Raw genomic sequence first — 14,718 nt, forward strand, 5'->3', positions numbered from 1 at the left:
AGTAATTAAATTAGCAATTCTTTATTTATAATATATTATTACAGTGATATATAATAAATAAAAATTTTTTGCTCTACAACACCGCCATGATAAAGACTACCTCCAGCGTTTGGAGCGGGACGACCCGCAGCGCTTCTGGCGCGGGATGCTCCGGCTCCGGCTCGCTATGGCGCGGGATGATGTCGTTCAAGGGAAACACCGCCGGAAGCATTGACCGCTTTACATCCCCTCGGCAACGGGGACGGTGCGCCGCCCGGCGCGGGGGCAAAAGGGGAGGACAACCCGCATGGGTTTTCCTCCCCTTTTGAATTCCCTGCTTTCCTTTTTTCGCGGCTGCAGGGCTTGAACGCTTCCGCAAGATCGGTTTACGGCATTTGCTTCCGCAAATAAGGGCGCGCTCCGCGCGCAAGGTGGGTCGCGCGTTCCACCTGCCGCCCAGTTGCTGTATCACGGTAAGCACAACGGCTTCCACCCCAGGGGGGGCGGGGTGACGGCGGCTTTCCCCCTCCCGCGCGCGCTGTTACGCGCGCATAGACCGTTTCGGACAGGCGGCATCCGTTCTCCCGTCATATCGTCCTAACCTCTACGCGAACAGAGCTCCTGCAACAGCCCCCGTATTTTTCGGAGCGGTCCTGGTCAGAAATAGGAACGGCGCAGCCGTTCCGGCCTCCGGCCTGCGCATCAGGGAAAAGGGGTGATTGGCAAGAGGGGAGAAACCGTTGGTTTCTCCCCTCTTGTCCGCCCGCGCCGCGCAGGCGCAGTTTCCCCGCTTTCGCCAAAGCGGAAACCCAACCCGTCAATCCTCCTGCGCCGCGCGGCCCACTTTTTTCTCATGCAGCCGCCGCGCCGCGTATACGACAGGCGTATCCAGCAGCGAGGTAAAAATAAAAATCACATAGCTCGACAGCGCAACCGACAGCAGCGTCGGCATGTCATACGTTCCCCAGAATGCCAGCGCGGTAAACAGAACCGTGTTGACGAGCTGGGAAACCAGCGTCGAACCATTGTTGCGCAGCCAAAGGAACGCACGGTGGTCGCCTGTGCGCTTTTCGGTAAAGGCCCACCATTTATGGTAAAGCCAGACGTCGAAGATCTGCGCGACCGCGTATACCGCAAGCGAGGAAAGCATCATGCGCGGCGTGTTGGAAAACACCGCCCGCATCGGCTCCTGCGCCCAGTCGTTCACCGACGGCACATACAGCAGCCAGGACTGCGAGACGAGGATAAACAGCACGTTTGCCGCGATGCCCGCCCAAACCGCACGCTGCGCGGTCTTTTTCCCCGCGACCTCGCTCAGGATATCGGTCACAAGGAACGTCGTTGCGAACAGGATGTTGCCGAGCGTCATCTCCATGCCGAACGCATCCACCAAAATCATCACCTCGATGTTTGCCGCGATCGTCGCAAACACCGTGAACGCCATCATCCCGCCCGTGCCGAACAGGTAAAACCACAGAAGCACCGCTCCATACAGCACAACGAGCGAAACCGCCAGTAAAATTTCATTTGTCATTCCAGTTCTCCTACACCAAAGTCCGTGTTGTCCAGCAGGATGTCCACGCGGGGATCATCCCGATAGAACGGGTACACCTGATGGATAAAGGCGTCCCGTGCAGCCTGATCCGGCTTGACAGACGTGGTGTTCGGAACCATGATGTTGACGCATACGCGGTCGAAATAGGCAAGGCCCGTGCGGATATCGCGCGCCATGCTCTCCGCGGTCTGTCCGGCCAGACCGAACAGCAGGCAGCAGTCGTCGAAATCGGCCGCGATTTCAGCGGGATCGGCCGCATCGATGCCCTTGTCCAGCACGCGCTCGCGGTAGTCCGCGTCGAACGTCTCGACGCCGATCTTGACGTGCAGCCGCACGCCCTGCGCGGAAAACCGCGCGCGCAGGGCGGGAAGCGTCCTGCGGAACAGCCAGTGGCTCTCGATGTGCAGGTCGCGGACGCCCTTTTCGCGGCAGACGCGCTCGACCTCGCGCACGGTGGATTCGTCCAGCTCCGCGAACGAGCCGGAGTTGATCGCCTCCAGCCGGCCGAACACGCCCGTGACCTGGGACAGCGCCTTCCGGTTGAGCGCAAGGTTGGCCTGCTCGTCGCGCGATGCGTCCAAATGGTAATCGCAGAACTTGCAGCGCCGCCACGCGCAGCCGCGGCCGCGCAGCAGCACGATCTCGCGCGGGTTCTTGCCCTCGATCACCGAATAGCGGGTCAGCTCCACCGCTCTCCCTCCCTTTTGCAAAAAATAAGGCGCACCGTAACGGTACACCATCACCGCGCCGCAAGGCGCATATCCGACAGAAAATCTGCTCTGCATGTTTGCACAGCATGCAAATTTTCATCAAAAATCAGGACGTGCGCCTGATTTTTGATACAAGACGGCGGTTCTGCATGCCGTTTTTGCGGCGTGCAAAATCGCGCCTGGGCTTTGTCCGCGCACTGCGCGGCGCAGCCCGCCCCGACCGGAACGCTGTTTCGATCAAAGCCTTTCCCGTAGTTTTGTTTATAGACAGGATGGTTCCGAACTGTCTGTTCTTCAGTTGCTTTTCCATTATAGCGGATTTCACCGGAAAGTCAAGCATATAGTTAGGATGGACGCTGAACAAGGGGGAATTCCATGCTGCTTGACAAAATCGCGCTGATGAACGAAATGGTGCGCGCATTCGTGTGGGGCATACCCATGCTGGTGCTGCTCACCGGTACGGGCATCTATTTCACCGTGCGCACCGGTCTGTTCCAGGTGCGCCATGCCGGCCTGTGGCTGCGCAGGACGCTGCTCTCCTGCTTTTCCGGCGCGGCGCGGCGCACCAGCTCGAAAAACGCGGTCTCCCCCTTTGCGACCATGTGTACCGCGCTGGCCGCGACGGTCGGCACGGGCAATATCGCGGGCGTGGCCACCGCCCTGACCATCGGCGGGCCGGGCGCGGTGTTCTGGATGTGGGTATCCGCCTTTTTCGGCATGATGACCGCGTTCGCGGAGAACACGCTCGGTATGCTGTACCGCGAGCGCGGGCCGGACGGGGCCTGGCGCGGCGGCCCCATGCTGTATCTCAAGAACGGGCTGCACAGCCCGTTCCTTGCCGCGGCGTTCGCGCTGTTCTGCGTCCTTGCCTCGTTCGGCATCGGCAATATGAGCCAGTGCAACTCGATCGCCAGCGGCCTGTCCACCGTGTTCCGCGTGCCGCCCCTCGCGACCGGCCTGGCGACCGCCGTGCTGCTCGGCGCGGTCATGCTGGGTGGGCTGAAGCGTATCTCCCGCGTGACCGAAGCCCTGGTCCCGTTTATGGCGCTGTTCTATATGGCCGGCGCGCTGGCCGTGCTGTGGCACGGCCGCGCCGCGCTTCCACAGGCCTGTGGGCAAATCCTCGCCTGCGCGTTCGACTGGCAGGCAGGCGCGGGCGGTGTGCTGGGCTACGGCATGGCGCAGGCCATCCGCATCGGTGTATCGCGCGGCGTGTTTTCCAACGAGGCCGGCCTGGGCTCTTCCGTCATGGTGCATGCCGCGGCGGATGCCAAAGAGCCGTGCGAGCAGGGGATGTGGGCAGTGTTCGAGGTGTTTTTCGACACGATCGTGATGTGTACCGTGACCGCGCTGGTCATCCTGACCTCCGGCGTTTACGACGCCGCGCAGTACGGCCTTGCCGCGGGTACCCCGCTGCTCGCCCAGCTCCAGACCGGCGCCGCGCTCACCGCCGCGGCGTTCTCCACCGTGTTCGGCCCGCTCGGCGGCGGCTTTGTCGCGGTATCGCTGGTGCTGTTCGCGTTTTCCACCCTGCTCGGCTGGTCCTATTATGGACAGCGGGCGGCTGAGTACCTGTTCGGCAGCCGGTCCGCACCGCTTTACAAAGCGCTGTTCATCGCCGCGGCCGCGCTCGGCTGCACGATGCGGCTCGACCTGGCCTGGGCGCTTTCGGATACGTTCAACGGGCTGATGGCGCTGCCCAACCTGGTCGGCGTGCTCGCCCTGCGGCGGGAAGCGCTCGCGGAGTGGCGCCGCTACCGCCGCGCGAAGGATATTTGACAAATCCCCCTTTCCTCCCCCGCTTTTTCCGCACAGATTGCACAAATTTACACCATCCTTTTTGTAAATGCCGGATTCCATCTTGTCAAGCCGGAAAAATACATATAGAATAATAAAATAGACTTGCATGGAGCCTGCGGATCCTGCAAAAAGAATGAGGGGGAACTGAATATGGACCTGACATCCACCGTCTGGACCTTGCTGCCGCCGGTCATCGCGATCGCGCTGGCGCTCATCACCAAGGAAGTATATTCGTCTCTGCTGATCGGCATCCTTTCGGGCGCGCTGCTGTTCACCGGCTTTAACCCGCTGCACGCGGTCGAGACCACGTTTGAAGTCATGGGCAGCAAGCTGGGGGACAATATCGAGATCTGCATTTTCCTGGTGCTGCTCGGCATACTGGTATCGCTCGTCACGAAATCGGGCGCTTCCCGCGCATACGGCAACTGGGCGGTCAAAACCATCCGCACCCGACGCGGCGCGGCGTTCGCAACTTCGTTTTTAGGCGTTTTCATTTTTGTGGACGACTATTTCAACTGCCTGACCGTCGGCACGGTCATGCGGCCGGTCACGGACAAGTACCGCATCACGCGCGCCAAGCTCGCGTACATTATCGACGCGACCGCCGCGCCGGTCTGCATCATCGCGCCGATCTCCAGCTGGGCCGCCGCGGTCGGCTCCTCGCTGCCCGAATCCAGCTCGATGGACGGCTTCTCGCTGTTCCTGCAGACCATCCCGATGAACCTGTACGCGCTCCTGACGCTCGTGTTCCTGATGTGGCTGATGGCGGCGGACTTCGACTTCGGTCCCATGGGTAAATATGAGCTCGAGCATAGGGAGGACGAGCTTTCCAGCGTGGAGGAGAACCATGTGGTCGGCGGCGCGGGCAAGGTATACGACCTGATCCTGCCGATCTGCGTGCTGATCGTCCTGTGCATTTCGGCCATGCTGTACACGGGCGGCATTCTGGAGGGTGCGAACATCATCGACGCGTTCGCCAACTGCTCCTCCTCGACCTCGCTGGTGCTCGGCTCGTTCTTTACGCTGATATTCACCTTCCTGCTGTATATCCCGCGCAAGATCCTGACGTTCGGCCAGTTCTGCGAGGCGTTCACCGAAGGCTTCAAGGCCATGGTGCCTGCCATCATGATCCTGACGCTGGCGTGGACGCTGTCCGGCGTCTGCTCGGAGGATTACCTCAACATCGGCGGCTATGTATCCTCGATCGTCAGCGGCGATTCCATGGTATCCGTGCTGATGCCCGCGATCTTTTTCCTGATCTCGCTCGGCCTCGCGTTCGCCACCGGCACCTCCTGGGGTACGTTCGGCATCCTGATCCCGATCGCGGTCGCGGTCTTTGGCGACGCGCCCAGCACCATGCTGGTCATGACGGTCGCGGCCTGCCTGTCCGGCGCGGTCTGCGGCGACCATATCTCCCCGATCTCGGACACGACCATCCTTGCCTCGGCGGGCGCGCAGTGCAACCATATGGACCACGTTTCCACCCAGATGCCCTACGCGCTGCTGGTGGCGGTGTTCTGCTTCATCGGCTTCCTTGTCGGCGGCTTCTGCGGCAACGGCTTCGTCGCCCTGGTCGTCGGCGTGATCCTGCTGTTCTGCGCGATCCTTGTGATCTCCGCCCAGCAGAAAAAACGCGCGCAAAACTGAAAACAAAACCCAGGAATCCCCCGAAATCGGGGGATTTCATTTCTCTGCTTTGGAAGGTGTATCCTTTTGACTACTGATCTGACCGAGGGCAAGCCCTCGCAAAAGCTGTTCTGGTTCTCGCTGCCGCTTCTGCTCAGCGTGGCGTTCCAACAGCTTTACCAGATGGCCGACTCGGTCATCGTCGGCCGCTTCGCCGTTTCCGTGCAGGCGGGCGAGCTGGCGCTCGCCGCGGTGGGCGCGAGCTATCCGGTCACCCAGCTTTTCGTGGCCGTGGCGACCGGCATCAACATCGGCACGAGCGTGCTGGTTTCCCAGTTGTTCGGCGCCAGGCGCTATGTGCGCATGAAAAGCGCGGTCTCTACCGCGCTGCTGACCACAACCGCGGTCGCGCTGCTGCTGACGCTGGCCGGCGCGCTGGGAACGGACGCGGTCATGGACGCGCTGAAAACGCCGGCCGATATCTTTTCCGACGGCGCGCTCTACCTGCGCGTTTACGTTTTCGGGCTGCTGTTCCTGTTCCTCTACAATGTGTGTACGGGCATCTTCAACGCCATGGGCGACAGCCGCACGCCGCTTGTCCTGCTGATCCTGTCCTCGGTGAGCAACGTGATCCTCGACCTGGTTTTCGTCGCGGTCTTCCACTGGGGCGTCGCGGGCGTCGCCTGGGCGACGTTCATCGCCCAGGGCTGCGCGGGCGTGCTGGCGTTCCTGCTGCTCCTGCGCCGCGTGCATGCGTTCGATACGGGCGGCCATTTCCTGCTTTTTTCGTTCGATATGCTGCGCCGGCTGGTGGGCTACGGCATCCCCTCGATCGCCCAGCAGAGCTTTGTCTCGGTCGGCAACGTCATCATCCAGTATTATGTCAACTTGTGCGGCGCGACGGTCATCGCAGGCTTTTCCGCCGCGACCAAGGTCAATATGTTCGCGCTGACCTGCTGCATGTCGTTCTCCTCCGGCCTGTCAAGCTATGTGGCGCAGAACATCGGCGCGCGCAGGCTGGACCGCATCCCGCCCGGGCTCAGGGCGGGCGCCGGCTATTCCATCGGCCTCGCGCTGGTTTTCACCGCGCTTTACCTGCTGCTGGCCAACCCGCTCGTCGGCCTGTTCGTACCCGCGGGCAGCGCGTCGGGCGTGATCGGCGTGGGGCGGCAGTTCCTGTTTATCGTGGCGCCGTTCTACGGCCCGCTGTGCGTCAAATTCGTGTGCGACAGTGTGCTGCGCGGCGCGGGCGCCATGCGGCTGTTCATGGTGACGACGTTCTCCGACCTGATCCTGCGCGTGGGCTTCTCGGTTTTGCTGTTCCGGTTCTGGCAGGAGCTTGGCATCTGGCTCTCCTGGCCGATCGGCTGGCTGCTCGGCACCGGCATCTCCTTCTGGTTTTACCGGAGCGGCCTCTGGAAAAAGAACCTGCCGGAGCTGTAACGTCCGGACAGAGAAAAAAAGCCCGCCGGCAGCGTGTCTGCCGGCGGGCTTTTCCGTCCCCTTGCGGCCCGCCGGCGTATAGTTTGCGCTTTTCCTCCCAAAATAAAAAAGAAAGAGGGGGAAATGCCTTGCTAAAGCTTGTCCATGCGAGTAAAATATATGACAGAAGCGGCGTTTGCGCGCTGCGCGGCGTCAACCTGTCCGTCCGGCGCGGCGACTATGTTTCGATCACCGGCGCGTCCGGCTCGGGCAAGTCCACGCTGATGCACATTCTCGGCCTGCTCGATACGCTGACCGAGGGCCGCTACCTGCTCGGCGGGACCGACGTTTCCGGCCTGCCGCCGCAGGCGCTCGCCCGCCTGCGCGGCGAGAAGATCGGCTTTGTGTTCCAGCGCTTCCAGCTCATCCCGGGCATGACCGCGCTGGAAAACGTCGCCCTGCCGCTCACCCTGCAGGGCGTGGCGCGGCCGGAACGGGTGGCGCGCGCCGCAGAGGCCCTGCGCGCGGTCGGCCTGTCCCACCGCACGGCGCACAAGCCGAACCAGCTTTCCGGCGGCCAGCAGCAGCGCGTCGCGATCGCGCGCGCGGTGGTCACGCGCCCCTGCGTCGTGCTGGCGGACGAGCCCACGGCCGGACTCGATCCGGAAGCGGCGGCCGATGTGCTTTCCCTGCTCGACGGGCTGCATGAGCGGGGCAACACGGTCGTACTCATCACGCATGACCATACGGCGGCCGCCCGCGCCGCGCGGCGGCTGTATCTGGAGGGCGGTGTGCTTTCCGGCTGAATCCGTATCTATTTCAGGAGGCATGTTATGAACCGGCGGGATAAGGACAACTATTATCTGGATATGGCGCAGGTCGCGCTTGAGCGCGGCACCTGCCTGCGGCGCAATTTCGGCGCGGTGATCGTCAAAAACGACGTGATCGTTTCCACCGGCTACACCGGCGCGCCGCGCGGCCGTGAGAACTGCATCGACATCGGCACCTGCATCCGGCAGAAGCTGGGCATCCCGCGCGGCGAACGGTACGAGTTCTGCCGCTCGGTCCATGCCGAGGCCAACGCCATCATCGCGGCGCCGCGCGAACAGATGCTCGGCGCGACGCTTTATCTGGTCGGGCGCGACATGTCCACCGGCGAAATCATGCCCGACGCCAATTCCTGCACCATGTGCAAGCGCCTGATTATCAACGCGGGCATCGAACGGGTGGTCATCCGGCGCGACAACGATACATACGATACCATCAGCGTGCGCGACTGGATCTACCACGACGACGTTTTGGACGGCCGGCGCGGCTATTGACGCGGCCGGTCAGGGGTATCTTCACCAGGATAAGGAGCCGGACACACTGGCCGGCTTTTTATAGCGGGCCGCCGGAAACGGCTGCTCTCATCGGGCGCGCGGCGCGGGGATTTTCCCCCTCCCGCGCGCGTAAACACAGGACCGCGTGGCATAATAGACACGCAAAGGAGGAGTTTCGTTATGGAATTAAAGATTTACAAGTGCATGCACTGCGGCAACATCATTGAGAAGATCGAGGATCACGGCGTTCCGGTGATCTGCTGCGGCGAGCCGATGAAGGAATTCAAGGCCGGCGAGACCGACGGCGCCATGGAGAAGCACGTTCCGGTCGTCAAGGCCGAGGGCGATGTGATCCGCGCCTGCGTCGGCGAGGTGACCCATCCCATGACCGAGGAGCATCACATCGCGTTCATCTGGCTGGTGACCGATAAGGCCGTACACCGCGCCGTACTCGACCACACCGGCGCGCCGGAGGCCGTGTTCCGCCTTGCCGAAGGCGAAACAGCGGAAGCGGTTTACGAATTCTGCAACCTGCACGGGCTTTGGAAGGCCTCGCTCTGAGCGCGCCCTTTCCCCGCGCCCGCCATGCATCCATTTGAAAAAGCGTGTTTCCCCCTAGCTGAATGCCGATAAGGAAGTTTTGGAAACAAACTAATTTAACGGCTGACAGACAGGGGGCAATAAAAACAGAGAGTTGATTGCTTAATGGTAATCAATTCTCTGTTTTTATTCAAGCAAAAATATGCTATAATTATTTTTCTAATACTGATAGAAAAACTGAAATCTAAAATTTTCATGAGGTAATAGGATGGCTACATATTACGAATTTAAAAAAATTATTGGTAGAGTTTTCGGATGTGGAAATATTGAAGAAAATGATGATGATATTGCAGTAGTTATTCAAAACAGATATTCTTCCAGAGAAGAAACAACTATGTCTGATTTTACAATTAGTAATATCGAATTACAGGAATTGTATAATAATGTAGTATCTACATCATCTGAAAATTTGGAGTTTTTTTCTGGAAACAGTTATGAAATAGCTATAGATTTAGATTACCCGTTACTGAGAGGAGAACCTTATCCTGTTATAGCTGATGATACAACAAATGGAATCAAATACACATTTAGTTTTCCTTCAATAGAATATTGTGCATTTCTACTTATCAATATTGCTGATATACGGAACAGACAAGGTAATCAACGAGGATTATTTCCGATGCGATTATTACGCCCATTTGATAATTTACGTCGTTATGGCAATGATGAAGAACCTTTATCTCTACAAAGCCTTTTGCCTCGTATGATAGGTGAACTTTCTCTTAAAATCGAGTCTGCTGAATGTAAGCCATTAGAAACATTTAGAAAATATAAAACATCATTTGCATTTCAATTTATGTATCGTTCGGGTTTTGCACTTATAGAATTTTCGGATATTGAAGAAATGTTCCACTTAAATCGAACAACAAGAGGAAGAATTAATTTTGAACAATTAGATTCGCCGCCATTACGAGAATATACAGTAGACGTTGTTGACTATTACAAATTAGCTCTTTCATCCAATGACCCTTATATTAAATTTATTTCTTTCTATCATGTAATGGAATATTTTTATGATGAAGTATTTAAAAAGAAGATGATAGCTGATTTAAGAGATAAAATAACAAATCCCGGATTTTCCTACAGAAATGACGATAAAATTTATGAAATGGCTCTTTTTGTAAAAAATCGTTTGCGTATGAATGATGAATCGGGACAGGGAAACGAACTTGAATCACTTAAATTTGTATTAAATGAATATGTCGCAATAGATGAGTTAAAAAATCGTATATCTTCAATGGATTCTACTGCTATTGCATATTATCAGACTAATAAGGTAATATTTTGTAATGCTCCTGCTATTCCATGGACAGATTTACAGGGAGTATATACACAAATAGCGCGACGTATTTACTTCACAAGAAATTCTTTAGTCCATAGCAAAAGTGGAAAAAACCAAGAACGTTATAAGCCATACAAAGATGAGAGACAATTACAAAAAGAAATTCCGCTTGTGAAAGCAGTTGCAGAACTCATTATTATTAACTCAAGTCTAATAATCTAATTGATTTAAGAAACTATTAGAAATTATATAATAAATTGATGTTACGCAATAAAACAGTATTTTTGAGGGTAAGAGTATAAAATACCGTCTAAGCAATTTACACTGTCTGCAAACCGTATAAATCAAGGGGAAATCAACCTCTACTGCGTAACATTCATAATGGGTTGAGAGCGTAAGCAGGTTTACCCGATTGCGCTCTCTTAGTTGCCCAACAGTAAGGACAGGGAAAACCGTCAAGGACGCGAAGCGCGAAGTTTATCCTTGACGGCTTTCTCTGGCTTTGCTACTTGCTATCTGTCAAAACGGAATTGCATGATAGCTTTAATAAGTTGTGCTTTCAAATGTTCTTGAATATCATCATTGATATGCCCTCTGTATTTGGACAGATACTTATAATGTTTCAAAACTATGTCAATCTCTTTCGGCTCTCCGGCGACAGCCTTTTCAATGACTTCAAAAGGTATCAACTTCTTGTTTCTCATGCTCTAATCTCTCCATTTCTTTTCGTAGCTGCTTTAATGACGCTAATTTCCAGTAATTCGCTGTACTTCTGCTTCTTCCATACTCTTTTCCGATTTGAGTGTCGGTATAACCGAAGAAAAAGTACAGAAACAAAACATTGCGTCTTTGCTTAGTCAATTTTGATAGTGCGTCGGCTAACCGCTTACTTGCGACAACAATTTTTTGCCCTTTTGCAACAAAGACAGTAGGTCGGTCGTATTGCTCAAAATAAGTGTCCGTTGTAAACGGTTCAAACGACGTTTCAGACATCAAGTATTCAAGTGATACTTCCCGTTTCTGTTTCCGTCCGAAGTCACGGTAAGCAGTCATTGCCGCATTATGGAGAACGACTTTACAAAAAGCGGCAAATGTGTATTCAATATGCTCCTTGTATTCTTCCGAATAAATCATCTAACTCACCCCCTTTCTTCCCAATAGGGGGGGGGGGAACAAGCGTCTAAATTGAAAACCACATGGGGGCTTGTACAATATGAGTTATCAGAACATATTAAATGATTTATAAGTTCATCTTTATGGGCGCAATATCCCGTTGCAAAGATTCGTCTTTTTTTAAGATGTCGTAATAATTAGAAAAAAACACCATAGACCTCCTCACAATTAAAAAAGGAGCCGATAACCGCATTTTTACTCTGCGTGTTATCGGCTCTGCGTCTATGCGTCCGGCTCTTTGATAACAGATATATGTTTCATTTTTAAATTGATTAAAACTTCATTCCTGCATTTAGGACAGTAAAGTAAGAAATTCTTTAGTTCAGTATCTTCTCGTACCCTAATGCGGGTTTTATTATGGCATATAGGGCATAATAGCCATTCTGCTTGCTTCATGGCTGCCCCACGCTCCTTTCCGCATGATGTATCAGCTTTTTCTTCTCCCATGATTTACTTTTGAAATATATCAATCCGACAATCGCGGGTAATACAGGAGAAACAGCTTGACCGATATAGATACCTGTAAATCCAATGTGAATGATAAATGCTAAAATCCAACTTACAGATAACCGGATAAATACTGCGTCCAAAAGTGCATTTATCATAGCAACATTTGCGGAGCCTACTCCGATAGCAAAAGAGTCAAATGTGTACATGGCTGCATAAATCAGACTGTTAATACCGCAACACATTCTTAGATATAGAACGCCGTCCTTTATGACCTCCTGGCTTTCCGGCTCAAATAACATGATGATTTGTTCCGCAAATAATTGCACAATGATAATGGCAATCAAAGTAACCGATACATTCAAATACAATCCGATTTTCGTTGTTTTTCTCACGCGCTCTATATCGTTTGCCCCTACATTCTGCCCGACCATAGCAGTAACAGCCTGTCCGATTGCCCAACAGGGCATACCTGCAAATGTATTGACTTTAAGACCTACACCGGACGCTGCGGCAACAGATACGCCAAAATAGTTGAGCATTCCCGTAATTAGAAGATACGATATATTGACAATTACCATTTGGATAGCGGTGGGTAATCCAACTTTTAAAACAGTTATCAGTTTATCCGATTTGATAGCGAAGTGCTTTATCTTAAAATCAAAGACAAACTTTTTCCTTTTCAAATGAATGATTGATACAAAAAGAGAAACACCCTGCGAAAAAATAGTTGCATAGGCGGCTCCTGCTGTTCCCATATTAAAGGGACCGACTAAAATCAGGTCTAATATGACGTTTGCAACCGTCGCAATCGCCACAAAATATAGAGGACTTTTTGAATCCCCAAAGCCTTTCATAATAGAGCAAACTGCATTGTAACCAAACACAAATATAGTGCCGCAGCAGATGATTTTCATATATTCGCAAGCGTCTTGCATAGAAGCCGCAGGAACATTCAAAATATGAAAAAGCGGCTTATATACAATCAATCCTATTATCGTTACGATAAATGAAGCGATAAGGGATATTGCGAATAGTGTTCCAACTGTTTCACTTTGTCCTTGTTCATCATTTGCTCCCTTATATTGAGCGATTAAAACAGTACCGCCCATTGTTACGCCGATACAAATTGAATTGATAATAAAACTTATCATAGACGCATTGCTGATTGCTGCAAGACCTGTTTCTCCTACGATATTTCCAACAACAAGCATATCTACAATACTATAAAAAGATTGCAAAAGATTAGCAAGCAATAGAGGAAGAGCAAATATAATCAGCTTCTTCGGTACGCTTCCTGTTGTTAAATTCTGTTCTTCTTTCATTTTCTCAAAATCCTTTCTGAATAAAAAAAGCAGAGGGTAGCCACGATACAGTGCGCCCTCTGCATAACAAAAGGCAGCAGACAAAACATTGCCTACTGCCCGAACATCATAATGATATATACACGTGAACAAAGCCCCGCATGATAAGATTATGTTGGAGCAAGCCTAAATATAAATGTTCTCGTGTCTTTTAGGCTCCGTACAATGTTTTGAAATATCAAATTGTGCGGAGCTGTATTCAATGCAAAATTTCCCAAATAACATTGTACTCACCCTTTCTGAAAACTTATTACAAAATAATTATAGCGATTCCCATATGTGTTGTCAATCGTCCTGCGGCTCAAAGCCCCATATTTAGTTACTGTTAAGTAAACATTGGCTTCCTTCTCTATCCGGCGTAACAGGGCATAAGAAATTATTTTAAAAATTTCTATCAAAACTTCGGCAAAACCGCCTTGTGCGGTGTAGTAGGTAGTGAAGAGAAAAACAGAGGCTTTGGGAAACTTCCCAACAAGCAAAAATCGCCGCTGTCGGCAGACAGAAAACGGACGATTTTACGGAAAGGGTACCCCTTTCCTATGCTTGCTACGAAACTTATCACATTACAAAATAAAGAAAGGATGAGAAAGGAATGGAAAAGAAACGAGATACAAAACATACCGAGTCATTGCCAAAAAAGGGCAATCCGCTACACGAAACTGTCACTTACAAAATCGGCGGTACGATTTTTGAGGTGTCAACGATTTGCGGCGGCTCGGAACTGCTTTATAGCAAAATGGAGCGGCTCATAAGAGCAGAATCCGTCAAAACGCCTACTGACAAAGAAAAAGAAGTCCGCTATAATAAAGATAGCAACCTGTTTGTCGGGCGTTCATTACAGGAGGAATGAACATATGACAGCAAAAAATTATCCCGACAACATTACCGCTTTATATGCCCGTTTAAGTCAAGAGGACGCTTTAGACGGAGAGAGTAACAGTATAGCAAATCAAAAGAAAATCCTGCTCAAATATGCAACGGACAACGGTTTCCCTAATCTTACATTTTTCATTGACGACGGCGTTTCGGGCGTGACTTTTGATAGACCCGGTTGGAATGAAATGATAGGACTTTCTCGTAAAGGATATGTCCCGCATGGGACGTGATTATCTGAAAGTTGGCTATTACACCGAGAGTTTCTTTGCCGAGCGTGATATTCGCTATATCGCAATCAATGACGGCGTAGACAGCGACAAAGGCGATAATGATTTTACCCCTTTCAGAAACTTGTTCAACGACTTTTATGCACGAGATACAAGCAAAAAAATTCGCGCGGTCATGCGGTCAAAGGGTAATGCAGGGGAACACCTCTGTACCAATCCGCCCTATGGGTACAGGAAAGACCCAGACGACAAAAAGAAATGGATTGTAGATGAAGAAGCTGCCGCTGTGGTAAAGAAAATTTTTGATTTGTGTATTGCCGGAAAAGGACCCATGC

At 52.7% G+C, this 14,718-nt stretch carries 14 protein-coding genes and 1 pseudogene; 9 read left to right on the forward strand and 6 right to left on the reverse strand.

Annotation, left to right across the window (positions count from 1 at the left end):
* Positions 1–796: 796 nt before the first annotated feature.
* Both ACYQ3S_RS13615 and ACYQ3S_RS13620 read right to left on the reverse strand, forming a co-directional pair.
* Positions 797–1,513, reverse strand: coding sequence for a queuosine precursor transporter (locus ACYQ3S_RS13615; protein WP_459689816.1), 717 nt, complete (start codon positions 1,511–1,513; stop codon positions 797–799).
* Positions 1,510–2,223, reverse strand: a complete 714-nt coding sequence (locus ACYQ3S_RS13620) for a radical SAM protein (RefSeq protein ID WP_459689817.1) — start codon at positions 2,221–2,223, stop codon at positions 1,510–1,512. The genes ACYQ3S_RS13615 and ACYQ3S_RS13620 overlap by 4 nt, the downstream gene beginning before the upstream one ends.
* Positions 2,224–2,619: 396 nt before the next feature.
* Here ACYQ3S_RS13620 and ACYQ3S_RS13625 point away from each other — a divergent pair, with 396 nt between their 5' ends.
* The 7 genes from ACYQ3S_RS13625 (at position 2,620) to mauJ (ending at position 10,518) form a co-directional block, all read left to right on the forward strand.
* Positions 2,620–4,023 carry an alanine/glycine:cation symporter family protein gene (locus ACYQ3S_RS13625; protein WP_459689819.1) on the forward strand — a complete coding sequence of 468 codons (1,404 nt, stop codon included), beginning with the start codon at positions 2,620–2,622 and terminating at the stop codon, positions 4,021–4,023.
* A gap of 171 nt (positions 4,024–4,194) precedes the next feature.
* Positions 4,195–5,691 (forward strand): Na+/H+ antiporter NhaC family protein, encoded by a 1,497-nt coding sequence (locus tag ACYQ3S_RS13630; protein ID WP_459689820.1) that lies wholly within the window; start codon positions 4,195–4,197, stop codon positions 5,689–5,691.
* 66 nt (positions 5,692–5,757) lie between these two features.
* Complete coding sequence (locus tag ACYQ3S_RS13635; RefSeq protein ID WP_459689821.1) at positions 5,758–7,113, forward strand: MATE family efflux transporter; 1,356 nt, start codon at positions 5,758–5,760, stop codon at positions 7,111–7,113.
* 128 nt (positions 7,114–7,241) lie between these two features.
* Positions 7,242–7,898 (forward strand): ABC transporter ATP-binding protein, encoded by a 657-nt coding sequence (locus ACYQ3S_RS13640; protein WP_459689823.1) that lies wholly within the window; start codon positions 7,242–7,244, stop codon positions 7,896–7,898.
* A 27-nt stretch (positions 7,899–7,925) separates the two neighbouring features.
* Positions 7,926–8,414: a deoxycytidylate deaminase gene (locus tag ACYQ3S_RS13645; protein ID WP_054326537.1), complete on the forward strand. Its 489-nt coding sequence runs from the start codon at positions 7,926–7,928 to the stop codon at positions 8,412–8,414.
* 180 nt (positions 8,415–8,594) lie between these two features.
* Positions 8,595–8,975 carry a desulfoferrodoxin family protein gene (locus ACYQ3S_RS13650; protein WP_459689824.1) on the forward strand — a complete coding sequence of 127 codons (381 nt, stop codon included), beginning with the start codon at positions 8,595–8,597 and terminating at the stop codon, positions 8,973–8,975.
* 247 nt (positions 8,976–9,222) lie between these two features.
* The gene (mauJ, locus tag ACYQ3S_RS13655) at positions 9,223–10,518 is read left to right on the forward strand and encodes a methylamine utilization protein MauJ (RefSeq protein ID WP_459689826.1); all 1,296 of its coding nucleotides are present in this window, start codon (positions 9,223–9,225) and stop codon (positions 10,516–10,518) included.
* A gap of 290 nt (positions 10,519–10,808) precedes the next feature.
* Here mauJ and ACYQ3S_RS13660 read toward each other — a convergent pair whose 3' ends face one another.
* From ACYQ3S_RS13660 to ACYQ3S_RS13675, 4 genes are all read right to left on the reverse strand, one after another.
* Positions 10,809–11,000, reverse strand: a complete 192-nt coding sequence (locus ACYQ3S_RS13660) for a helix-turn-helix domain-containing protein (protein WP_459689827.1) — start codon at positions 10,998–11,000, stop codon at positions 10,809–10,811.
* Complete coding sequence (locus tag ACYQ3S_RS13665; protein ID WP_459689829.1) at positions 10,972–11,430, reverse strand: RNA polymerase sigma factor; 459 nt, start codon at positions 11,428–11,430, stop codon at positions 10,972–10,974. The genes ACYQ3S_RS13660 and ACYQ3S_RS13665 overlap by 29 nt, the downstream gene beginning before the upstream one ends.
* Positions 11,431–11,691: 261 nt before the next feature.
* Positions 11,692–11,865 (reverse strand): cysteine-rich KTR domain-containing protein, encoded by a 174-nt coding sequence (locus ACYQ3S_RS13670; protein ID WP_147556839.1) that lies wholly within the window; start codon positions 11,863–11,865, stop codon positions 11,692–11,694.
* The gene (locus ACYQ3S_RS13675) at positions 11,862–13,241 is read right to left on the reverse strand and encodes an MATE family efflux transporter (protein ID WP_459689831.1); all 1,380 of its coding nucleotides are present in this window, start codon (positions 13,239–13,241) and stop codon (positions 11,862–11,864) included. The genes ACYQ3S_RS13670 and ACYQ3S_RS13675 overlap by 4 nt, the downstream gene beginning before the upstream one ends.
* Before the next feature lie 631 nt (positions 13,242–13,872).
* Between ACYQ3S_RS13675 and ACYQ3S_RS13680 the strand changes: the two genes are divergently transcribed.
* Positions 13,873–14,130: a hypothetical protein gene (locus tag ACYQ3S_RS13680; protein WP_459689832.1), complete on the forward strand. Its 258-nt coding sequence runs from the start codon at positions 13,873–13,875 to the stop codon at positions 14,128–14,130.
* Positions 14,131–14,134: 4 nt separating this feature from the next.
* Positions 14,135–14,718, forward strand: a pseudogene (locus tag ACYQ3S_RS13685) (recombinase family protein); the annotation flags it as partial.

The organism is Agathobaculum sp. TL06 (assembly GCF_054658635.1).